General features: G+C 66.6%; 11 protein-coding genes, 1 tRNA gene and 1 pseudogene. 7 read left to right on the top strand and 6 right to left on the bottom strand.

Annotation, left to right across the window (positions count from 1 at the left end):
- Positions 1 to 8 precede the first annotated feature (8 nt).
- The 5 genes from BMY69_RS06700 to BMY69_RS06680 all read left to right on the top strand — a co-directional run bounded on the left by BMY69_RS06700 (position 9) and on the right by BMY69_RS06680 (position 5,694).
- On the top strand, positions 9 to 3,734 hold the full coding sequence (locus BMY69_RS06700) for a pilus assembly protein (RefSeq protein WP_090176325.1): 3,726 nt from the start codon (positions 9 to 11) through the stop codon (positions 3,732 to 3,734).
- Positions 3,724 to 4,161: a type IV pilin protein gene (locus BMY69_RS06695; protein ID WP_177191110.1), complete on the top strand. Its 438-nt coding sequence runs from the start codon at positions 3,724 to 3,726 to the stop codon at positions 4,159 to 4,161. Before BMY69_RS06700 ends, BMY69_RS06695 begins: the two co-directional genes overlap by 11 nt.
- A complete protein-coding gene (locus tag BMY69_RS06690; protein WP_090176320.1) occupies positions 4,161 to 4,793 on the top strand; it encodes a GspH/FimT family pseudopilin in 633 nt (210 codons plus the stop codon). The genes BMY69_RS06695 and BMY69_RS06690 overlap by 1 nt, the downstream gene beginning before the upstream one ends.
- 38 nt (positions 4,794 to 4,831) lie before the next feature.
- Positions 4,832 to 4,906: transfer RNA gene (locus BMY69_RS06685), tRNA-Val, on the top strand.
- A 458-nt stretch (positions 4,907 to 5,364) separates the two neighbouring features.
- Positions 5,365 to 5,694: a lipid-A-disaccharide synthase N-terminal domain-containing protein gene (locus BMY69_RS06680; RefSeq protein WP_090052338.1), complete on the top strand. Its 330-nt coding sequence runs from the start codon at positions 5,365 to 5,367 to the stop codon at positions 5,692 to 5,694.
- Between the two features lie 30 nt (positions 5,695 to 5,724).
- Here BMY69_RS06680 and metH read toward each other — a convergent pair whose 3' ends face one another.
- From metH to BMY69_RS06665, 3 genes are read right to left on the bottom strand one after another with little or no spacing between them, the layout of a single operon-like run.
- Positions 5,725 to 8,424 (bottom strand): methionine synthase, encoded by a 2,700-nt coding sequence (metH, locus tag BMY69_RS06675; RefSeq protein WP_090176317.1) that lies wholly within the window; start codon positions 8,422 to 8,424, stop codon positions 5,725 to 5,727.
- On the bottom strand, positions 8,421 to 9,503 hold the full coding sequence (locus BMY69_RS06670; protein WP_090176315.1) for a homocysteine S-methyltransferase family protein: 1,083 nt from the start codon (positions 9,501 to 9,503) through the stop codon (positions 8,421 to 8,423). Before BMY69_RS06670 ends, metH begins: the two co-directional genes overlap by 4 nt.
- Positions 9,503 to 10,441 (bottom strand): ArsR/SmtB family transcription factor, encoded by a 939-nt coding sequence (locus BMY69_RS06665; protein ID WP_090176312.1) that lies wholly within the window; start codon positions 10,439 to 10,441, stop codon positions 9,503 to 9,505. The genes BMY69_RS06670 and BMY69_RS06665 overlap by 1 nt, the downstream gene beginning before the upstream one ends.
- A 145-nt stretch (positions 10,442 to 10,586) precedes the next feature.
- Here BMY69_RS06665 and BMY69_RS06660 point away from each other — a divergent pair, with 145 nt between their 5' ends.
- Entirely contained in the window at positions 10,587 to 11,771 is a 1,185-nt protein-coding gene (locus tag BMY69_RS06660; RefSeq protein ID WP_343124094.1) for an acyl-CoA dehydrogenase family protein, read from the top strand.
- Positions 11,772 to 12,531: 760 nt separating this feature from the next.
- Here BMY69_RS06660 and BMY69_RS06655 read toward each other — a convergent pair.
- The 3 genes and pseudogenes from BMY69_RS06655 to BMY69_RS06645 all read right to left on the bottom strand — a co-directional run.
- Positions 12,532 to 15,693 (bottom strand): annotated as a pseudogene (locus BMY69_RS06655) (multidrug efflux RND transporter permease subunit); the annotation flags it as partial.
- A 12-nt stretch (positions 15,694 to 15,705) separates the two neighbouring features.
- Positions 15,706 to 16,932 carry an efflux RND transporter periplasmic adaptor subunit gene (locus BMY69_RS06650; RefSeq protein WP_090176304.1) on the bottom strand — a complete coding sequence of 409 codons (1,227 nt, stop codon included), beginning with the start codon at positions 16,930 to 16,932 and terminating at the stop codon, positions 15,706 to 15,708.
- Positions 16,929 to 17,585, bottom strand: coding sequence for a TetR/AcrR family transcriptional regulator (locus tag BMY69_RS06645; RefSeq protein WP_090176301.1), 657 nt, complete (start codon positions 17,583 to 17,585; stop codon positions 16,929 to 16,931). The genes BMY69_RS06650 and BMY69_RS06645 overlap by 4 nt, the downstream gene beginning before the upstream one ends.
- Before the next feature lie 270 nt (positions 17,586 to 17,855).
- On the opposite strand from BMY69_RS06645, the gene BMY69_RS06640 reads away from it, so the two are divergent.
- Complete coding sequence (locus BMY69_RS06640; protein ID WP_090176299.1) at positions 17,856 to 22,775, top strand: NAD-glutamate dehydrogenase; 4,920 nt, start codon at positions 17,856 to 17,858, stop codon at positions 22,773 to 22,775.
- The last annotated feature ends 170 nt before the right edge of the window (positions 22,776 to 22,945 follow it).

Genomic DNA, 22,945 nt, shown 5'->3' with positions numbered 1-22,945 from the left:
GATCCGTCATGAGCGCAACGCATCGCCTGCTTACGGCCACTGCCGCGGTGGCCCTCACTGCCTTCGGCGCCCTGCCGGGCATCGCTCTGGCGGACCGCACCAACCTCGGCGCACCCCCGCCCGACCTGACGACGTCCGTGGCCCCGAACATCGCGGTGACGTTCGACGATTCGGGGTCGATGCAGAGTTATTTCATGGGCGACAAGCGCCCGTTCGACGAAGCGGGCTGGGGAACCAAAAGCCCGTGGATGTGCGCCGGCGTCATCGATCCGCGCATCAAGGACAAGACCGACCTGCGCTCGTCCGCGATGAACGGCGTGTATTACAACCCGAACATCGTCTATACGCCGCCGGTGGGTTACGACGGCACGCCCTATCCCAACGCGGACAAGACGCTGTCTGCCGTCTGGATGAATGGCATCGACGTGAATCGGCGCGTCAATGCGCAGATACCGGGTGCCGCGGTCGTGCGCTCGAACCAGGACAGCTCGGACAGTGCGAACGATGGCCGCGTGGCGATCCTCAACGGAAAGCTCGTGCTGGGTGTGCTCGATTCGCGCTGGGACTGCACGCCGGACGCGGTCAATCCCTTCGATGGCAAAGTTGTCGATCCGAATGGCCTGAGTCCCAACGGCGGGCCGTACTACTTTCGCCTGATTTCGACTGCAAACGTGCTCAATGCCGACAAGTCGATGAACGCTAAGGAGTTGTACAAGGCGTCCAACTGGGAGGCCGTCGCCGTGCCGGTGGCCGACTACCAGAACTTTGCCAACTGGTTCGCTTATTACCGTACGCGCAACATGATGACGCGCACGACGCTGACCCAGGCTTTCTCGAAGATCGGCAACTCGGTGCGAATCGCCTGGCAGAACATGGCGAGCAGCAGCGCCCCGGCGACGCGCTTCGGAACCAGCGCGGTCCTGCTCGACATCGGTGCATTGGGTTCGGACGTTCGTCGCGATTTCTACGACTGGATCACGCAGGTGGTCGGTAGCAGTACGACGCCCGCACGCGCTGCGACGATTCGTGCGTCGAACGTGTTCCGCTCGACGCTGAGCAAGGACAAGAACGATCCCTACTGGAACGGGCTTAGCGGCAACGACAGCAAGGATCTCGTGTGCCGGCGCAACTTCCATATGCTCGTCACCGACGGCTACTGGAACGAGGGCAACCCGACGCTGCCCGCGAAGATGGAAAGCAAGGCAAACATTACCCAGACGGCGCAGACGCTTCCCGACAAGAAGGCGTACGACCCCGGCTCGATCAATTCGAAGGTGTACAGCAACGTGGCCGGCGACGCGGTTCCGTCGTCGATGGCCAACATCGCTTGGTTCTACTGGGCGACGGATTCCCAGCCGACCCTCGACGACGGCGTAAAGCCCTACTGGGCCGACCTCACGTCCGACACGCCGGTCGATCCGAAGAATATCGCCGCGAACGATCAGGTCTACTGGAACCCTGCCAACGATCCTGCGACCTGGCAGCACGTCGCCCAGTTCTTCGTGACGCTCGGTGTCGCGGGTACCCTTAACTTTCCAAGCGATCTTCCGGCACTGAAGGCGGGCACCAAGGCCTGGCCGCAGCCCGCGAACAACTCGCCCGAGGGCATCGATGACACCTGGCATGGCGCCATTGACAGCCGTGGCGGCTTCTTCAGTGCATCCGACCCGGCCACCCTCGTGAACAGCCTGGTCAACATCATCAATTCGGTGATTTCGACCTCATCCAGCGCAGTCTCCGCCGCGCTGAGTTCCGGCGTGATCAGTACCGATTCGGTGACGTACGTGCCGTCGTTCTCGTCTTCCGACTGGACCGGCAAGCTGGAGGCCTATGCGGTGACCTCGAGCGGTAACCAGGGCAATCTGCTCTGGGAGGCCGGAAAGCTGCTCACCGATAGCAAAGCCGCTCGCGTCATCGTGACGAGCGCCGGACCCGGCGAAGGCAATGGCATCGATTTCAGGTACGCCAACATGACGACGGCGCAGAAGGCGATCTGGGACGTCGCGGATCCGGTCGCAGGCACCACCGACGCCAACGGCGAGAAGCGCGTGAACTGGGTTCGCGGGGATCGCACGGAGGAGGGTGGGCTCTTGCGTACGCGTTCGCTCCTGCTGGGCCCCATCGTCAACGCGCAGCCGGTTTACGTCAGCTATCCGGCGAGCGGGTATCGCGATTATTTTCCGCCGATCGACGCCAAGACTCCGGCGCCCGAGACGGCCGCCTATCAGAAGGATCCGAAAAACAGTTATTCGCAGTATGTGTCGGACAACCTCACCCGTCAGCCGATACTTTACGTGGCGGCCAACGACGGCATGATGCACGCGTTCGATGCTCGCCTTGCGAAGGCCGCCGGTGCCACGCCGGGTGCGGAGCAGTGGGCGTATGTGCCCGCCGCGTCGTACAACAAGCTGTGGTACTTCACCCGGAAGGACAACTTCGCGTATCAGCCGACGGTGGACGCGACGCCCATCTTCCGCGATGTGTACTTCAGCCAGAACCGGACGAACTCATCGACCGGATGGCACACGATCCTGATTGGCGGGTTGCGCTACGGCGGCCGCGGCATCTATGCGATCGACATCACCGACCCGACCGGGACGTCGACGAGCGCGGTGGCCAAGAAGGTGCTCTGGGAGTTCAATTCGTCGTCGCCCGACGGAGCCAACCTCGGTTACACCTTCGGCCAGCCGAACGTGGGCCGCCTTGCCAACGGCAAGTGGGTTGTCGTGGTGCCCGCAGGCTATTTTCCCACCGACAGTCTCGATCCCGCGTATGGCGCGGCGGCGGCTACGAGCAAGCAGAGTTCGCTGTTCGTGCTCGATGCGCAGACGGGAGAGCTCCTGAAGGAATTCAAGACTCCCCTGAAGTACAGCGGCGCCGACGTGAACAGCTTTGGCCTGGGTCCCCCGGTGCTCGGCGATTACGACAACGACCAGATCGACGACGTGGCGTTTGCAGGCGACCTGGCCGGCAACCTCTGGCGCTTCGACCTGAGGGACATAAGCAAGGGAACGGTCGATCTGTTGTACAAGGCCACCGCGGGCAGCCCGACGGGGACCGCGGCGAACGATCAGCCGATCACGGTCATGCCACGTCTTTTCCCCGACCCGAATTCGCAGTATTTCGATGTGGTGTTCGGCACGGGCAAGTTCCTGGGCCCGGACGATCGCACGACCGTGGGTGCGAAGACCCAGTCCGTTTACGGTATTCGCGATACGGGCCTGAATAGCACGACGGGCCTGCCTTGGACGCGCGACAAGTTGCAGGAACAGGATCTCGTGGAGGATGCGAGCCAGAACCGTGGCCTGACATCGAATGCGGTCGCCACGACCAAGGGCGGCTGGTTCTTCGACCTCGACGTGTCGGCGGGCGAACGCGTGGTCGTGACGCCAACAGCGTTGTTCAACACGAACCGCGCGATCATCACTACGCTCATCCCGACCAGTCCCGATCCCTGCAACCCGGGTCGCGCCGGTGCGTTGATGGTGATCGACGCGGCGACAGGTTCGGCCGGCGCGGGTGTCGGCGGCACAGGTTCCTTCGGTGCCGGCTACACGCTGGCCGGTGCGCGCGTCGACAATCCACCCGCCACGGGCAACCTGCCGGCGGCGACGCTGATCGGCGGCGGCACGACGCTGGTTCCGGGTGTCACGCTGAAGGGCAAGACGGATGCATTCTCGATCGGCTCCCCCATCTGGCGCCGTCGTTCCTGGAGAATCCTCAATGACCAGTAAAGCCCGGACCCTGGGTGGCTTCACACTGCTCGAGCTGATGGTGGTTGTCGCGGTGATGGCCATCCTCGCGAGCGTGGCGATCACGTCGTATAGCCGCTACGCCTTCCGCGCCCGTCGCGCGGACGGTCAGGAGCTGCTCATGCGCGTGGCCAACGCGCAGGAGCGGTACTACGCGACATTCAACAAGTATGGCGCCGACCCGGTGACCGGCGATCTGAAGCTGAAGAGCGCGACCTCCGAAAAGGGCTATTACACCGTCACGATCGCTTCCAACGATCTTACGAAAAGCTACACCGCTACCGCGACGCCGGTAGCGACGGGCGCGCAGAAGAGCGACAAGTGCGGCGCGCTGAGCATCGATTCGACGGGGACGAAGCTGCCGGCGCTGACGGATACGGCGAAGAACAGCAACGGGCGTTGCTGGTGATGCGCGCGCTGAGCGGCAAATCCCCAGGGCCCGTCGGCGCGATGCGCGGCGTCTCGCTCATCGAATTGATGGTCACGATTTTCGTTCTCGCGATCCTTACGGCGGTGGCCGTACCGAGCTTTCGCGCCGTGATGAGTCGTAGCAGTGTCGCCAACGCCATCAACTCCCTCTCCGCCGACATGCAGTTCGCGCGCGGACAGGCAGCCAGCCAGCATCGCTTCGTCTCCCTGTGCCGTAGCACGACGGGCACCAGCTGCCAGGAAGCGAAATCGGATCCGTACAACTACGACGTGGGCTGGATCGTGTATTCGTACGACGTGACGTCCGCGGGGGCGAACCAGCCGTTCAAGAACGATGGCAGCATGCAGCTGCTTCGTTACACGACGGGGATGACGAATGTCTCGGTGCGCGGTAAAGATGGTCTGATCTTCACCTTCAACCAGACGGGCGAGTTCGTTACCAGCGCGGGTCGGACGACGCTTTCGTTCGTGGCCTGCCCGCGTAAGGCGGGCCTGCCCACCACGGAGACTGGCACCAACACCACCGGTATCCAGGGCTCGTTGCTCACCCTGCGCGCGTCTGGATCGATCGTGGTCGTCCCGCTGCCACTGACTTCGTCCTGTTACGCTTGACGGGCCCCTGTGGGGGTCCGTAATATACCGGGCTCGATGGGCGGTTAGCTCAGCGGTAGAGCACTGCCTTCACACGGCAGGTGTCACAAGTTCGATCCTTGTACCGCCCACCATCGATTCCAGAAGCCCGGCCTAATGCCGGGCTTCGTCGTTTGAAGCCGCCGGCCCGGCGTAGCAGCGAACCTTCACACGGCAGGTGTCACAAGTTCGATCCTTGTACCGCCCACCATCGATTCCAGAAGCCCGGCCTAATGCCGGGCTTCGTCGTTTGAAGCCGCCGGCCCGGCGTAGCAGCGAACCTTCACACGGCAGGTGTCACAAGTTCGATCCTTGTACCGCCCACCATCGATTCGACGAGCCCCCGGCCCAGCGCCGGGTTTTCTTTTTTCCGGTCCATCGCCCCCGTCGTACCGGCGCACGCCGGTACCCACGTCCCCAGTGCCTGGCTGGCGACATCGCATCGGTGAAGGTGGTCGCCGTGGATACCGGCGTTCGCCGGTATGACGAGCCCGCTAAGGCATCCTCACGGCCTGTCGCCTAGAATGCACCGATCGATCGCCCGGACACCGCCATGCACGAAGCCCTCGCCGACCTCCATCTCCTGACCCTGACCCCATGGAAGATCATCGGTCTCCTGGGTACGTTGCTCTTCACCGCGCGCTGGTTCGTCCAGTTCTACGCCACGAAGAAGAACAAGAAGGTCACGGTACCCATGTCCTTCTGGTACCTGTCGGTAAGCGGCAGCGTGCTCACGCTGGCCTACTTCATCTGGGGCAAGAACGATTCCGTCGGAATCATCCAGACGGCCTTCCCGATGCTGGTGTCGTTCTACAACGTGTTCGCGCACCTGAAGCACCGGGACAAGCAGGAGACGGTGAAGCCGGGCGGGGCGGAGGACTGAGCGCAGGCCCACAAAGCCGAGCCCCGGCCCTCAGTCCGGGTCGTAATCGAGGTACGGCGCGAGCCAGCGTTCGGCCTCGGTGCGATCCCAGCCCTTGCGCTTCGCATAGTCCTCGACCTGTTCGCGCGTCAGGCGGCCCACGACGAAGTACTGGCTGTCCGGGTGCGAGAAATACCATCCCGAGACGGCCGCCGTCGGATACATCGCGAAACTGTCCGTCAGCTCGATCGACGTGTGCGCCGTGGCGTCCAGCAGGTTGAACAGCGTGCGCTTCTCGCTGTGTTCCGGGCACGCGGGGTAGCCCGGGGCAGGGCGGATGCCGCGGTAGGCCTCGGAGATCAGCGCCTCGTTGTCCAGCGCCTCGTCCGGCTCGTAGCCCCAGAACTCCTTGCGGACACGCTCGTGCATCCGCTCGGCGAAGGCTTCCGCCAGGCGGTCCGCCAGCGCCTTGAGCAGGATCGACGAGTAATCGTCATGCACCGCCTCGAAGCGTGCGACGTGCGCGTCGATGCCGATGCCGGCGGTGACGGCGAAGCCGCCGACCCAGTCCTCGACACCGCTGTCGCGCGGCGCGATGAAGTCGGACAGGCAGAAATCCGGCCGCTCGACGGGCTTGTCGGCCTGCTGGCGAAGATGGCGCAGCGTGGCGACCGGCTTGCGCTTGCCGCTGCCCGGCTCGGCGTACACCTCGATATCGTCGCCGACCTGGTTGGCCGGCCAGAAGCCGATGACGCCCTTCGCCGTGAGCCATTTCTCCGCGATCAGTCGATCGAGCATGGCCTGCGCGTCGCGATAGAGCTCCGATGCCTGCGTGCCGACGACCTCGTCGGTGAGGATCGCCGGGAACTTGCCCGCCAGCTCCCATGCGTTGAAGAACGGCGACCAGTCGATGTATGAGCGCAGCTCGGCAAGGTCGTAGTCGTCGAAGACCGTCACGCCCGGCGTGCGCGGCACGGGTGGCGTGTACGCCTGCCAGTCGCCCTGGAAGCGCTGCGCGCGCGCCTTGGCGAGCGGCACGAGTTGCTTGCCGGTGCCGCGGCTCTTGTGCCGCTCGCGCACCTCGGCGTACTCGGCGCGCACCTTCGCCATGAACTCGTCGACGAGGTCCTTGCTGACCAGCGACTGCGCCACGCCCACGGCGCGCGAAGCGTCCTTCACCCACACCGTGGGCGACTTGTAGTGCGGTTCGATGCGCAGCGCGGTATGGGCGCGCGACGTCGTCGCGCCGCCGATCATCAGCGGAACCTGGAAGTCCTGCCGCTGCATCTCGCGCGCGACCTGGCTCATTTCCTCGAGCGAGGGCGTGATCAGGCCCGAGAGGCCGATGATGTCGGCGTTCTCGGAACGGGCGACGTCCAGGATCTTCTGCGTCGGCACCATCACGCCGAGGTCGATGACCTCGAAGTTGTTGCACTGGAGCACCACGCCCACGATGTTCTTGCCGATGTCGTGGACGTCGCCCTTGACGGTGGCGAGCACGATCTTGCCGTTGTTCTTGCCCGCGTCGCCGGAGCGCAGCTTCTCTTCCTCGATGTACGGAATGAGGTGCGCCACGGCCTTCTTCATCACGCGGGCCGATTTCACCACCTGGGGCAGGAACATCTTGCCCGCGCCGAAGAGGTCGCCCACCACGTTCATGCCGGCCATCAACGGGCCCTCGATGACGTCGAGCGGACGCTTCGCCGCGAGGCGTGCCTCCTCGGTGTCCTCGACCACGAACTGGTCGATGCCGTGCACCAGCGCATGGCTGAGGCGCTCGACCACCGGCTTCTCGCGCCACGCGGCGGATTCGACCGCGACCTCGCCCTTGCCGCCCTTGTAGCGGTCGGCGATCTCGAGGAGACGTTCGGTCGCGTCGGCGCGGCGGTTGAGCACCACGTCCTCGACGCGCTCGCGCAGCTCCTCCGGCAGGTCGTCGTAGATCGCCAGCGCGCCGGCGTTGACGATGCCCATGTCCATGCCCGCGGCGATCGCGTGGTAGAGGAACACGGAATGGATCGCCTCGCGCACGGGGTTGTTGCCGCGGAACGAGAACGACACGTTGGAGACGCCGCCGGAGACGTGCGACGACGGGAAGCGCTTCTTCAGCTCGCGCGTGGCCTCGATGAAGTCGACCGCGTAGTTGTTGTGCTCCTCGATGCCGGTGGCGATCGCGAAGATGTTGGGATCGAAGATGATGTCTTCGGGCGGGAAGTGCACTTCGTCCACGAGCAGTTCGAAGGCGCGCGAGCAGATCTCGATCTTGCGCTCCTTCGTGTCCGCCTGGCCGACTTCGTCGAACGCCATCACCACCACGGCAGCGCCATACTGGCGGACCTTGCGCGCGTGCTCGAGGAACGCGGCCTCGCCTTCCTTCATCGAGATCGAGTTGACGATGCCCTTGCCCTGCATGCAACGCAGGCCGGCCTCGATCACGCTCCATTTCGACGAGTCGACCATGATCGGCACGCGGGCGATGTCCGGTTCGGACGAGATCAGGTTCACGAAGCGTGTCATGGCCGCCTCGGAATCGATCAGGCCCTCGTCCATGTTTATGTCGATGATCTGCGCGCCGTTCTCCACCTGCTGGCGCGCGACCTCCACCGCCTCTTCGTAGCGGCCTTCCTTGATGAGCTTGCGGAACTGTGCCGAGCCGGTGACGTTCGTGCGTTCGCCGACGTTGATGAAGTTCAGGTCGGGCGTGATGACCAGCGGCTCGAGGCCGGAGAGGCGTGTATATCGGATGCTCATGCGGCTTGCGCGTCGTCCTTCGGCACACGCGGCGCGTAAGGCGCCACGGCGGCGGCGATGGCCGCGATGTGGGCCGGCGTGGTGCCGCAGCACCCGCCGACGATGTTGATGAGGCCTTCGGCCGCGAAGCTTTCGATCGTGGCGGCCATGGTCTCGGGCGTCTCGTCGTACTCGCCGAACGCGTTGGGCAGGCCGGCGTTCGGATGCGTGCTGACGGCCGCGCCAGCGATGCGGGAGAGCATCTGCACGTGCGGGCGCAGGTCTTCGGCACCCAGCGCGCAGTTGAGGCCCACGGACAGCGGCTGGATGTGCTCGACGGAGTAGAAGAACGCCTCGGCGGTCTGCCCGGACAGCGTGCGACCGGAGCGGTCGGTGATCGTGCCGGAGATCATCACGGGCACGCGCGCCCCGAGCTCGTTGAAGAGCTCGCTGAGCGCGAACAGGGCGGCTTTCGCGTTGAGCGTGTCGAAGATGGTCTCGACCATGATCGTGTCGGCACCGCCTTCGATGAGCGCGCGCGCGGCCTCGATGTAGTTCGCCTTCAGCTCCTCGAAGGAGACGTTGCGGTAACCCGGGTCGTTGACGTCCGGCGAGATCGACGCCGTGCGGCTCGTGGGGCCGAGCACGCCGATGACGAAGCGGGGACGGTCCGGCGTGCGCGCCGTCATGGCGTCGCAGGCTTCGCGCGCGATGCGCGCGCCCTCGCGGTTGAGCTCCGGCACCAGGTGCTCCAGGTGGTAATCGGCCTGGCTGACGCGGGTGGCGTTGAACGTATTGGTCTCGATGAAATCCGCCCCGGCTTCGAGATATGCCTCGTGCACGCCGCGGATGATGTCCGGCTGGGTCAGCAGCAGGAGGTCGTTGTTGCCTTTCAGGTCGCACTCGCCCGGATGGTCGTGACCGTGGTCGTGCGTGCTGTCGTGGCCGCCGGCGAAGCGCTCGCCGCGGTAGCCGGATTCGTCCAGCCGGTGGCCCTGCAGCATGGTGCCCATGCCGCCGTCGAGGATCATGATGCGTTCCGCCAGCCCCTTCTGGATCAGGGCGACGCGGTCGGGGTGGAGCCAGGGCAGGGTGCTCATCAAGCGTCTCCTTGGGGCTTGCGCGCGAGGAGGCTGACCACCTCGAAGTGCGGCGCGCGGCGTTCGCGGCTGAGGCGCTCGCAGCTGACCACCTCGAGGCCGGCCTTGCGGGCCAGCTCGGTCAGGCCCTCGCAGGTGAAGCCGAGGTTGCGGTGATCGAACGGTTCCACGACGGCGCGGTGATCGTGTTCGCCAAGCGTGGAGGCCAGCACGCGACCGCCCGGCTTGAGGACGCGGGCGACCTCGTCGAAAACGGTCTGCGGCCGGTCGGAATAGGTGAGGGCGTGGAGCAGCAGGACAAGGTCGAACTGGCGGTCGCCGAGGTCCAGCGCGTGCATGTCGCCCGTGCGCACATCGACGTTGGAGAACGCCGAAAGCCGCTGCCGCGCCGCGTCGGCCACACGCTCGGAGCTGTCGATGCAGACGATGGAATGGGCGTGGGGCGCGAGCAGCTCCGCGGTGACGCCGTCGCCCGACGCGATGTCGAGGACGTCGCCCGTGGTGAGCAGCTGGAGAAGCGAACGGGCGAGCGTTTCCCACGTGCGGCCGGGCGAGTAGTGGCGTTCCATGTCGCCGGCGACGGTGTCGGCCCAGCCTTCCGCGCGGGCCCGCTGGGCCAGCACGGCGGGGAGGCGCTCGGCGTCCTCGCGCAGCAGGGCGTCGCTCAACGTGTCGCGCAGCGACGCGACGAGCGCGACGAGGGTCGGATCGGCCTCGACATTGGCGCGGTAGTAGGCGGAGACGCCGGCGCGGCGGTCGCGGACGAGCTCGGCTTCCTTCAGCTTCGCCAGGTGGGTGGACACCCGGGGCTGGGCGAGGTGCAGCACGGCGGCCAGTTCGGCCACCGTCAGTTCCTCGCGGTCGAGCAGGGCCAGGAGCCGGACACGGGTTGGATCGGCCAGGAGCCGCAGCACCGTGGAGGCCGTCGACAGATCCATCCAACATCCTTATATCGCGATATAGAGATACGTAGGATGGGGCCGACGCGCGCGTGCGTCAAGCGGACATGTTGCAGTGCAGGGAGGCTTGTCGCCGGACGGTCGTTAGAATGGCGGGCTCGATTCCACCAGACTTTGCCGGCCCATCGGACCGGCGCGAGGAACACCCATGGATTTCCGTTTTACCGACGACCAGCTGTCGATCCAGTCCATCGCCCGGGACTTCGCCCAGAAGCGCATCGCACCCGTCGCCGCCGAACTCGACGCGAAGGGTGAATTCCCGCTCGAGAACATCCGGGAAATGGGCCAGCTCGGCCTCATGGGCATCGAGGTGCCCGAGGAATACGGTGGCGCGGGCATGGACCCGGTGGCCTACGTGCTGGCCATGGTCGAGATCGCCGCCGCCGATGCCGCCACCTCGACGATCATGTCGGTGAACAATTCGCTGTTCTGCAACGGCATCCTGAAGTACGGCAACGAGGCCCAGAAGCAGACGTACGTTCGCGCCATCGCGTCGGGCGAGGCGATCGGCGCCTATGCGCTGACGGAGCCGCAGTCGGGGTCGGATGCCTCGAACATGCACACGCGCGCCGTGAAGAACGCGGATGGCGACTGGGTCATCAACGGCAAGAAGAGCTGGATCACCTCCGGTCCGGTCGCGCGTTACATCGTGCTGTTCGCCGTGACCACGCCAGGCATCGGTGCCCGTGGGGTGTCGGCGTTCATCATCGACACGAAGCGCGACGGCTTCCTCGCGGGCAAGACGGAACCGAAGCTCGGCATCCGCGCCTCGGCCACGTGCGAGATCGAGTTCCACGATTACGTCTGCCCGAAGGAAGACCTCCTCGGTGACGAAGGCAAGGGCTTCGGCATCGCCATGGGCGTGCTCGACGCCGGCCGCATCGGCATCGCGTCGCAGGCGGTGGGCATCGCGCGCGCCGCGTACGAGGCCACGCTGCAGTGGTCGCGCGATCGCAAGGCCTTCGGCTACCCGATCGGCACGTTCCAGATGACGCAGTCCAAGATCGCCGACATGAAGTGCAAGCTGGACGCGGCCCTCCTGCTGACGCTGCGCGCGGCGTGGACCAAGGGTCAGGTGGAGAAGACCGGCGGCCGCTTCGGCACCGAGGCTTCGATGGCCAAGCTGGTGGCCTCGGAAGCCGCGATGTGGATCACCCATCAGGCCGTGCAGATCCACGGCGGCATGGGCTATTCGAAGGAAATGCCGCTGGAGCGCTACTTCCGCGACGCGAAGATCACCGAGATCTACGAAGGCACGAGCGAGATCCAGCGCCTCGTGATCGCGCGGGCGGAAACCGGCCTGCGCTGATCGCCCCGCGCTCCCCCTGTTGGAGCGGACCTGGCCGCGACAGCGCTTGCCCCGGTCACCAAGCTCGCGCGCCAGCTCCGGGGTGATCGCGAGAAGCTGTCGCGGCCAGGTCCGCTCCCACCATGTCGCTGAGTGGGAGCGGACCCGGCCGCGACGGCTCTTCGCCCCGGTCATCAAGCTCGCGCGCCAGCTCCGAGGTGATCGCGAGAAGCTGTCGCGGCCAGGTCCGCTCCCACCATGTCGCTGAGTGGGAGCGGGCCCGGCCGCGACGGCTCTTAGCCGCTGTCATCAAGCTCGCGCGCTAGCTCCGGGGTGATCGCGAGAAGCTGTCGCGGCCAGGTCCGCTCCCACCATGTCGCTGAGTGGGAGCGGACCCGGCCGCGACGGCTCTTCGCCCCGGTCATCAAGCTCGCGCGCCAGCTCCGAGGTGATCGCGAGAAGCTGTCGCGGCCAGGTCCGCTCCCACAATGTCGCTCGGTGGGAGCGGACCCGGCCGCGACGGCTCTTCGCCGCTGTCATCAAGGTCACGCGCAAGGTCCGGTCCCGCAAAAAAAAGCCCGGCTTTCGCCGGGCTTTTTCGTTACGGTCGATCCGTTCCGCGTCGCGGGTCCGAGTCGAAGTGGGTGACGTCTCCCACATTCGGCGCGTGCGGCACGATGGTCGTCGACGGGTTGCCACCGCCTGACGGACCGTTCGAGGGGCCGCCGTGCGGGCCGTCGCCGTCCGGATCGTGGCCGGGCTTCGGCATGTTGTGCGACACCTCGTCGAGCTTGTCGCCCAGCAGGCGGCGGACGCTGACGTAGAACACCGGGATCAGCAGCAGGCCGAGGAACGTGGCGAACAACATGCCGCCGATGACGCCCGTGCCGATCGCGTGGCGGGAGTTCGCACCCGCGCCGGTGGAGATCGCGAGCGGGAACACGCCGAGGATGAAGGCCAGCGACGTCATCAGGATGGGGCGCAGTCGCAGGCGGGCGGCCTCGATGATGCCCTCGCGCAGCGTCTTGCCTTCCTGCTGCTGTTCCACCGCGAACTCCACGATCAGGATCGCGTTCTTCGCCGCCAGGCCGATGACGGTGATCATGCCGATCTTGAAGTAGATGTCGTTCGGCAGGCCGCGGAGCATCGAGAAGACGACGGTACCGAGGATGCCGAGCGGCACCACCAGCAGCACGGAAACCGGGATCGACCAGCTTTCGTACAGGGCGGAGAGGCAGAGGAACACGATCACGACCGACAGCGCGAGCAGCAGCGTGGACGAGTTGCCGGACAGGATTTCCTGGTAGGACTGACCGGTCCAGTCGTAACCGAAGCCCTTGGGCAGCTTGTCGTTGACGATGCCTTCGACGATGCCCATGGCCTGGCCGGTGGAGTAACCCGGCGCTTCGTTACCGACGATTTCCACCGCGGAGTAACCGTTGTAGCGGTTGAGCGTCGGCGCGGCCATCGTCCACTTCGAGCTGACCACCGTCGACAGCGGGATCATCGCGGCGTCCAGCCCCGTGGAGGCGCTGGCCACCGTGCCGCCCGTCGCGGCCGACGACGTCGAGGACGACGACGAGGAGGCGAGGCCGCTCGGCGTGAAGATGTGCTCGAAGGCGTCGGTGCCCATGCGGTAGGGCGCGTCGGCCTGCAACAGGACGCGCTTGACGCGGCCGCCGTACTGGAAGTCGTTGATGTACACGGGCGCGAGGGTGAGCTGGACCGCCGTGTAGATGTCGCTGACGGAAAGGCCCATCGACTGCGCCTGCGTGCGGTCGACCTTCAGCTGGAGCAGCGGCGCGTCTTCCAGCGTGTTCGGACGGATGCCGACCAGCGCCTTGTTCTGCGACGCGGCGCCCAGCAAGATGTTGCGCGCCTGCTGCAGCTCGTCGCGGGACTGTCCGGCGCGGGCCTGCAGGTACATGTCGATACCGCCGAACTGCGACAGGCCGCGGATCGTCGGCAGGTTCACCACGAAGATCGTGGCGTCGCGCACGGCCTGCATCTTGCCGTTCATCTGCTGGATGATCTGCGTGGCCGTGAGGTCGCGCTGGTCCCAGTCCTTCAGGCGGATGAAGTTCATGCCGACGTTCTCGCCGGAGCCGACGAAGCTGAAGCCGGAGATCTGGAACACACCCTCGACCGACGGATCCTTGAGGATGATCGACCGCATGTCGGTCATCACCTTCTCGGTACGGGCGATGCTCGAACCCGGCGGCAGCTGCACGATCGCCAGCGCGTAGCCCTGGTCTTCGTCAGGGACGAAGCTGGTGGGCAGGCGCACGAACAGGAAGCCCATCACCACCGCGATCAGCACGAACACCACCATCCAGCGCGGGGCGTGGCGCACGGCGCTGCCGATGTGGCCCGAATAGGTGCCCTGCACCCAGTCGAACACCTGGTTGAACTTGCGGTAGACGATGTTCTTCTTGTGGTCGTGCGTCGGCTTGAGGATCGTCGCGCACAGCGCCGGCGTGAACGACAGGGCGAGGAAGGCCGAGAAGCCCATCGACACCGCGATCGTCAGCGCGAACTGCTTGTAGATGATGCCGGATGCGCCCGGCTGCAGCGCCGACGGCACGAACACCGCGGCGAGCACCACCGTGATCGCGATGACCGCGCCGGTGATCTGGCCCATGGCCTTGCGCGTGGCTTCCTTCGGCGAAAGCCCTTCCTCGGACATGATGCGTTCGACGTTCTCGATCACGACGATCGCGTCGTCGACCACGATGCCGATCGCCAGCACCATGCCGAACAGCGTGAGCTGGTTGACGGTGAAGCCCAGCGGCGAGAGGCCGAGGAACGTGCCGAGCAGCGCCACTGGGATGACGAGCGTCGGGATGACCGTCGCGCGGAAGTTCTGCAGGAACAGCAGCATCACGAGGAAGACGAGGATGATCGCCTCGACGAGGGTATGCACCACTTCCTCGATCGAGATGGTCACGAACTTCGTCGTGTCGTACGGCGCGAACCAGGTCACGCCGTCCGGGAAGCTCTTGGCGAGCTCCGCCATCTTGGCGCGCACGGCGTTGGCGACGTCGAGCGCGTTGGCGCCCGGGAGCAGCTGCACACCGAACGAACCGGTCGGGGTGCCGTTCCACTGCGCGTTGAAGCCGTAGGTCTGCGGGCCGAGCTCGACGCGCGCGACGTCCTTCAGGCGCACGACCGTGCCGTCGTTGTTGGCGCGCAGGATGATGTCCGAGAACTCCTCGGCCGAGGTGAAGCGGCCTTCGGCCGACACCGTGGCGCTGAAGCCCTGGCCGTCCACGGCCGGGTCGGTACCGATCGAGCCGGCGGCGAACTGGACGTTCTGCGTGCTGAGCGCGTTACGCAGGTCCGTGGCCGAGAGGCCGTAGCCGCGCAGCTTGTCCGGGTTCAGCCAGACGCGCATGCCGTATTCCGAACCGAGCTGGCGCGTGCTGCCGACGCCGGGGATACGGGCGATCTGGTCGAGCACCTGCGACGACACGATGTCGGTCAGGCGGTTGCCGTCGATGGTCGGGTTGGACGAGGTCAGCGCCACGAACATCAGGAAGTCGGGGTTGGACTTGGCCACCACGACGCCCTGCTGCGTCACTTCCGAGGGCAGGCGGGGCGTCGCGAGCGACACCTTGTTCTGCACCTGGACCTGCGCGATGTCGGGATCCGTACCGGTCTCGAAGGTCAGCGTCACGGTGGCCGTGCCGCTGGAGCTCGAGGCGGAGCTGAAGTAGAGCAGGTGGTCGATACCGGTCAGCTGCTGCTCGATGACCTGCGTCACGGTCTTTTCGGTCGTGTCCGCGCTCGCGCCCGGGTAGGTCGCCGTGACGACGACCTGCGGCGGTGCGATGTTCGGATACGACTCGATGCCCATGTTGAGCAGGGAGATCGTGCCGCACAGGCTGATCAGGATCGCCACGACCCACGCGAAGATGGGGCGGTCGATGAAGAAACTCGGCATGACGAAACTCCCTTACTGCCCGGCCGCGGCGTGGGGTGCGCCGGCGGCGGTCGACGCGCCGGCCGGAGCGGCCTGCGCGGGCGATGCCTTGACCGGGGCGTTTTCCTTCGCCTTGGGCAGGCCCTGGACGATGACCTGGTCGCCCGGCTTGAGGCCGCCGGTGACGATCCAGTTCGGACCGACGATGCGGTCGGTCTTCACCGAGCGATGGACGGCGGCCGACGGGATCGTCTTGTCCTGTCCCGTCTGGGGATCCTTGACGTGGCCTTCGCCGACGACCATCACGTAGGCGTCGTTGGCGTCGCGCAGCACCGCGGCCTGGGGCACCAGGAACACGTTGTGCAGGTCGCCGAGCGTGGCCTTCACCGTCACGAACTGACCCGGGAGCAGGCGCTGGTCGGGGTTGTTCAGCAGGGCGCGCAGGCTCACGGTACCGGTCTGCGGATTGACCGTGGCCGACGAGAAATCGAGCGTGCCCGCCTCGCCGAAGTCCGAGCCGTCCGGGAGCATGATGCGCACGGTCGTCTGGTCGGTCGGCGACAGCGTCGCGGCGCCGGCTGCGGCGGCGCGGCGCATGGCGTCGAGGTCGGAGACCGAGACGCTGAAGTTCACGTAGACCTTGTCGAGCTGGTCGACCTGGGTCAGCAGCGTGGTTTCGTTCTGGCCGACGAGGGCGCCCTCGGTGACCTGCTGCTGCCCGGCGCGGCCGTCGATCGGCGAGACCACGTCGGTGAAGCCCAGGTTGATGCGGGCGGACTGCACGTTGGCCTCGGCCTGCTTCACGGCGGCGTCGGCCGTGCGCTGGTTCGCCTCGGCGGTGTCGAGGTCCTGGCGGGACACGTAGTTCTTGCCGATCAGGCCGCGGGCGCGGTCCGCCTGCGCCTTGGCGTTGACCGCCGAGGCGCGCGCGGAGGCGAGCTGCGCGAGCTGGGCGTCGAGCTCGGCCTTGAGCGGCTGCGGGTCGATCTGGAACAGCTTCTGGCCCGCCTTGACGTCGGTGCCTTCGTCGTAGAGGCGATGCAGCAGGATGCCGGGCACGCGGGCCCGGACGTCCGCGGTGCGGAACGCGGAGACGCGGCCCACCTGGTCCTGCACCAGCGGCGCGTTCTGCGGCTGGACGGTGATCGTGCCGACTTCGGGCGGCGGCGGCTGCTGGGGAGCTTCCTGCTTGTGGCAGGCGGCGAGCGCCGCAGCGAGGCCGAGGGCCAGCAGGGACGAGCGCAGGGGCAGGGGATTCATGGGGACTCCGATCCTTTTCCGGGTTTCTTGTTCGTTCGCGCCCCGGCATCCGGGTGGATGTCGTAGGCGTGCATAAATACTGTTACCGCGTGGCGGGCCCACGCGTCCTGTGCCTTCTGACCCCTCGCGCGCATTCCGAACAAACGCCGGTCGCCTTCGAGCCCATGCAGCATGGACAGGAACAGCTCCGCGGCGACGTCCGGGTCCTCGGCGCGCATGCGTCCCTGTTCCATCGCCTCGGCCATGCAGCGCGCCAGCCGGGTCGCGACGGTATCGATCGCAGTCCGGAAGAACGTCCGCGCCGCCGCGGGAAAGCGCGGCGCCTCGGCGATCAGCATGCGACCCAGCGCCACGTGCGCGTGGTCCATCACGTAGGTGTGGTGCGCCCTGGCGAGTGCATGGAGCATCGAGGCCAGGCCGGCGCTTTCGGGGGCGAGGCTGGCGTGGAGCGGCAAGACCAGTTGTTCGACGGCGGCGTGGAACAGGTTGTCCTTGTTGTCGAAATGCGCATACACGGTCTGCTTGGACACGCCCGCCTCGCGTGCCACGGCGCCCATGCTGACGCGATATCCGTCGCGCAGGAAAAGTGCGCACGCCGCCTGGAGCACCCGCTGCTGGTGATCGGAAGCGGGGCGGGCATCCAGGTTCGACATTTCGCATACCTGCTGGACTATACCGTCCAGTTTAGAATCTCCGCCGGACCATCGTCAACGGTCATGCCACGCATTCGCATGCGTATTGTTGCGATGCACATGCGGCGAGGACGAGCAGTGCATGCCGCGACCGGGCGTTTCGTGCGCGATCGATGCGGCGACGCAGTGAAAATACGGCAACGGCGCGCCCCGGCCGGTGTGGCTACATGACATGCGTGAGAGCTATGCTTTCACGGATTTCCCGACCTTCCCCACATCGATAATCCGCCCATGAATGCGATTCGCGCTGCCGAAAACGGCCCGTTCCACGCCGTTGTCTTCGATGAACTCAAAAAGATCGACTACCCCGCGGAGCGCCTCAACGAGGCGCGCTTTTTTATCGAGGCCTTCTTCGAGCGGATCGCCCCGGCCGACCACGCGCTGCACGCGCCGGATCGCTGGGCCGCGCTGATCGCCGACCTCCTGGGCTTCGCGCGCGAGCGCACGCCGGGTAAAGCGAAGGTTCGTGTGTACAACCCGGGCGTCTCGGGCACCCGCGCGGTGGTCGAGGTCGTCACCGACGACATGCCCTTCCTGGTCGACACCGTGTCGATGGTGGCCGCGGCCCATGCCGACATCCACGCGATCATCCACCCGGTGGTTCCGGTGGTGCGTTCGGCGTCGGGCGTGCTGGAGTCGATCGGTTCCGGCCCGACGACCGAGTCGATCATGCGCTTCGAGATCGATCGCATCGACGATACCGAGCTCGACACCCTCAAGGCGAACGTGGAAACCGCGCTCGCCGACGTCCGCGAGGCCGTGGACGACTGGCGCGCCATGCGCGCGAAGATGGTCGAGGTCGCGGAGGACCTGGGCCGTCGGTCGCTCCCGTACACCGCCGATGAAGTCCGTGAGGCCACCGATTTCCTGCGCTGGGTGGCGGACGACCATTTCACCTTCATGGGCTACCGCGAATACGAAGTCGCCGCCGACGCGGGCGACGAGGTCCTGAAGGCCGTGGAAACGTCCGGCCTCGGCATCCTGCGCACCGCCGAACGCTCGCTGGCGCCGCGCTCGCTGCGCACGCTGGCGGCGAACGAGCTGCCGCGCTCGGGTTCCACGGACGCCATCATCCTGACCAAGACCAACGCGCGTTCGCCGATCCACCGTCCGGGCTACATGGACTACATCGGCGTGCTGCGTTTCGACGACAAGGGCCGGCCGGTCGCCGAGCAGCGCTTCCTCGGCCTGTTCTCGTCCAACGCGTACATGGCGCACCCGCAGCACGTGCCGCTCGTGCGCGACAAGTGCGAAGCCGTGATGTCCCGCTCCGGCCTGAAGCGCGACTCGCATTCGGGCAAGGCGCTGCGCCACATCCTCGACACGCTGCCGCGCGACGAGCTCTTCCAGTGCAGCACCGACGAGCTCTTCGCGCTGGCCATGGGCCTGCTCGAACTGGCGCAGCGCACGCGCACGCGCCTGTTCATCCGCCGCGACAGCTACGGCCGGTTCTTCTCCTGCCTCGTCTACATCCCGCGCGACCGCTTCAACACCACGGTCCGTGAGCGCGTCGAAGGCGTGCTGCGCGAGGCCTTCCACGGCGAGCACGTCGACTCCGCGGTGCTGATGGGCGAGGCGGCGCTGGTCCGCCTGCACGTCGTCGTGCGCCCGCGCATCGGCGACCATCCGGTGTACGACGCGGCCGCCATCGAGGCGCAGATCGCCTCCATCGCCCGCAACTGGCACGACGAACTGCGCGACCGCCTCATCGAGAGCGCCGGCGAGCAGCAGGGCATCATCCTCGCCAACCGCTACGGCAAGGCGCTGCCGGCCGGCTACGTCGACGAGGTCGCGCCGCAGGTCGCCGCGGCCGACGTCCGCGCGCTGGCGGGGCTCGATGGCCCCGACGCGATCAGCATGTCGTTCTACCACCCGCCGCACCGGCCGGAGGAACTGCGCTTCAAGGTCTACCGTTCCGGCTCCGACATCGCGCTGTCCGAAGTGCTGCCGCAGCTGGAGAACCTCGGCCTGCGCGTGCTCACCGAGCACATGTACGAAGTGAAGGTGGCCGACAGCCGCCTGTTCATCCAGGACTTCGAGGTCCAGCCGGTCGGTCGCCTCGCGTTCGAGGTGGAGCAGGTCGGCACGCTCTTCGAGGACGCCTTCGAGCAGATCTGGCGCGGCAATGCCGAGAACGACGGCTTCAACCGCCTCGTGCTGGGCGCGAAGCTGGGCTGGCGCCAGGTCGCCGTGCTGCGCAGCTACTGCAAGTACCTCCTGCAGACGGGCGTGGCGTTCTCGCAGGCGTACATGGAAGACGCGCTCAACCATTACCCCGCCATCGCCGGCCTCATCGTCGAGCTGTTCAACGCGCGCTTCGATCCACGTCGCGAGAGCCTCGACGGCGCCGAGCGCGAGCACGCGGAGAGCATGCTCTCGCACGAGATGCACACGCTGATGGACGCCGACACGCTGGCGGCCCATCCGGGCCTGATCGGCAACCTCGTGGCCTCGCTGGGCAGCGCGCGCGCGGACCAGGTCAAGGCGGTGGAGGAGGCGATCGAGGCGTTGCTCGACAACGTCTCCAGCCTCGACGAGGACCGCATCCTGCGCAGCTTCATCGCGCTGGTGCACGCCACGCTGCGCACGAGCTTCTTCCAGGCATGGGACGGCGCGTTCCGTCCGTACATCAGCTTCAAGTTCGACTCGCACAAGGTGCCCGACCTCGCCAAGCCGGTGCCGTACCGCGAGATCTTCGTCTACGCGCCGCGCGTGGAGGGCATCCACCTGCGCTTCGGTCCCGTCGCGCGCGGCGGCCTGCGCTGGTCCGACCGCCGCGAGGACTTCCGCACGGAGGTGCTCGGTCTCGTCAAGGCGCAGATGGTGAAGAACACCGTCATCGTGCCCGTCGGTTCGAAGGGCGGCTTCTTCGTCAAGCGTCCGCCGGCCGGTGCGGACCGCGACGCGCAGCTGGCCGAGGGCATCGCGTGCTATCGCATGTTCATCAACGGCCTGCTGGACATCACCGACAACCTCGTGGAGGGCAACGTCGTGCCGCCGCACGACGTCGTGCGCCACGACAATGACGATCCGTACCTCGTCGTCGCGGCCGACAAGGGCACCGCCACGTTCTCCGACATCGCCAACGCGATCTCGACCGAGCATGGCTTCTGGCTCGACGACGCCTTCGCCTCGGGCGGTTCCAACGGCTACGACCACAAGGGCATGGGCATCACCGCCAAGGGCGCGTGGGAATCGGTCAAGCGCCACTTCCGTGCGCTGGGCCGCGATTGCCAGGCGGAAGACTTCACGGTGGTGGGCGTGGGCGACATGTCCGGCGACGTGTTCGGCAACGGCATGCTGCTTTCGGAGCACATCCGCCTGCTGGCCGCGTTCGACCATCGGCACATCTTCCTCGATCCGGATCCGGATGCCGCGGTGTCGTTCAAGGAGCGCACGCGCATGTTCGCGCTGCCGCGTTCCTCGTGGGACGACTACGACAAGTCGCTGATCTCGGCCGGTGGCGGCGTGTACCCGCGCAGCGCGAAGTCGATTCCGGTGTCGCCGCAGATCCGCGCCGCCCTCGGCATCCGCGCCGAGGTGACGCACATGGCGCCGTCCGACCTGCTCTCGGCGATCCTCAAGGCGCCGGTCGACCTGCTCTGGAACGGCGGCATCGGTACGTACGTGAAGGCGACCAGCGAAACGCACGCCGACGTGGGCGACCGCGCGAACAACGCGCTGCGCGTCAACGGCAGCGAACTGCGCTGCCGCATCGTGGGCGAGGGCGGCAACCTGGGCATGACCCAGAAGGGCCGCATCGAGGCCTCGCAGGCCGGCGTGCTGATGAACACGGACTTCATCGACAACTCGGCGGGCGTGGACACCTCGGATCACGAGGTGAACATCAAGATCCTGCTCAACGACGCCGTGCAGCGTGGCGAGCTCACGTTCGAAGGTCGCAACAAGCAGCTCGCCGAGATGACCGACGAGGTCGGCCGCCTCGTACTGTGGGACAACTATCGCCAGAACCAGGCGATCACCGTGATGGAGCACCAGTCCGTGCGCCGTCTGGGCTCGATGGCCCACTTCATCAGCACGCTCGAGGCCGAGGGCCTGCTAGACCGCCAGGTGGAGTCGCTGCCGACGGCCGCGGAACTGGCCGACCGTAAGCTCCGCGGACAGGGCATGACGCGTCCCGAACTGTCGGTGCTGCTGAGCTACGACAAGATCCGGCTGTTCCAGCAGCTGCTCGATTCCGACGTGCCGGAAGATCCGTACCTCTCGCGCGAACTGGTGCGGTACTTCCCTGTGCCGCTGCACGAGAAGTACGCCGAGCACATGCAGCGCCATCGCCTGAAGCGCGAGATAATCGCCACCGCGGTGACCAACTCGACGATCAACCGCATGGGAGCGACGTTCATGATGCGCATGCAGGAGGACACGGGCCAGGGCCCGGCGGCGATCGCGAAGGCTTATACCGCCGCGCGCGAGATCCTCGACGCGCGCGACCTGTGGGCGGACATCGAAGCGCTCGACGGGAAGATCGCCGAGGACACGCAGATCGACGCCGTCCTGCAGATCTGGTCGTTGCTGCGCCACCTGACGCGCTGGCTGCTGAATCGCCCCGGCGGCTCGCTCGACATCGCCGCCAATGTCGACCGCTATGCCAACGACGTCACGACGCTGCGCAAGGCGCTGCCCGACGCCCTGACGAACACGGGTCGCGGCGACTTCGCGGCCAGCCAGGAGAAGTGGGAAGGCCTGGGCGTGCCCAACGCGCTGGCGATCCGCCTGGCCCGCGTGCCGGTGCTGCGCTCCGCGCTCGACATGGTGGAAGTGTCGCGCCAGAGCGGCCGCGACATCGCGACGGTCGCGACGGTGTTCTACGAACTGGCCGAGGCGCTGGACCTCGACTGGCTGCGTGGCCAGATCGAGGCGCTGGCTGTCGAGGGCGCATGGCATGCGCAGGCGCGCGGCTCGTTGCTGGACGAGCTCAACGCCCAGCATCGCGCCCTCGCGCTGCAGGTGCTCAGCGTGGCCGGCGATCGCACCGATGTGAGCCCGGTGAAGGCCTGGCTGGACCGCGACGACCCGACCCTGAAGTACACCCGCGCGATGCTGGCGGAGATCCTCACCCAGAACGCGGATTACCCGATCGCCTCGGTCGCGGTCCGCAGGCTGGCGCAGCTGGCGCAGATCCCGGTGTGATCGATCGGGGCCCCCGAGCACGAGGGGCCCCGGATCGCCGATGCGATCGGCTCCCACCCTCCGGTAGAAGGCGGACTTCGCTACCGGAGGGGCGGAAGCGGATCGTATCCGCGATCGGGTCTGCGAGATCGTTTCAGGCTATCCGGACGCGGCGCGACGCACTAAGCTCG

This window comes from Luteibacter sp. UNC138MFCol5.1 (assembly GCF_900110505.1).
Lineage (GTDB): Bacteria > Pseudomonadota > Gammaproteobacteria > Xanthomonadales > Rhodanobacteraceae > Luteibacter.
The sequence above is the reverse complement of the archived record's forward strand: the minus strand, read 5'-3'. Positions and strand labels throughout refer to the sequence as shown.

What these genes read in the sequence shown, in the direction of transcription:
- BMY69_RS06645 (WP_090176301.1), bottom strand. Translation starts at nt 17,585, where the DNA reads ATGTCGAACCTGGATGCCCGCCCCGCTTCCGATCACCAGCAGCGGGTG.
- BMY69_RS06690 (WP_090176320.1), top strand. Translation starts at nt 4,161, where the DNA reads ATGCGCGCGCTGAGCGGCAAATCCCCAGGGCCCGTCGGCGCGATGCGC.
- BMY69_RS06670 (WP_090176315.1), bottom strand. Translation starts at nt 9,503, where the DNA reads ATGAGCACCCTGCCCTGGCTCCACCCCGACCGCGTCGCCCTGATCCAG.
- BMY69_RS06700 (WP_090176325.1), top strand. Translation starts at nt 9, where the DNA reads ATGAGCGCAACGCATCGCCTGCTTACGGCCACTGCCGCGGTGGCCCTC.
- BMY69_RS06680 (WP_090052338.1), top strand. Translation starts at nt 5,365, where the DNA reads ATGCACGAAGCCCTCGCCGACCTCCATCTCCTGACCCTGACCCCATGG.
- BMY69_RS06640 (WP_090176299.1), top strand. Translation starts at nt 17,856, where the DNA reads ATGAATGCGATTCGCGCTGCCGAAAACGGCCCGTTCCACGCCGTTGTC.
- metH (WP_090176317.1), bottom strand. Translation starts at nt 8,424, where the DNA reads ATGAGCATCCGATATACACGCCTCTCCGGCCTCGAGCCGCTGGTCATC.
- BMY69_RS06665 (WP_090176312.1), bottom strand. Translation starts at nt 10,441, where the DNA reads ATGGATCTGTCGACGGCCTCCACGGTGCTGCGGCTCCTGGCCGATCCA.
- BMY69_RS06650 (WP_090176304.1), bottom strand. Translation starts at nt 16,932, where the DNA reads ATGAATCCCCTGCCCCTGCGCTCGTCCCTGCTGGCCCTCGGCCTCGCT.
- BMY69_RS06695 (WP_177191110.1), top strand. Translation starts at nt 3,724, where the DNA reads ATGACCAGTAAAGCCCGGACCCTGGGTGGCTTCACACTGCTCGAGCTG.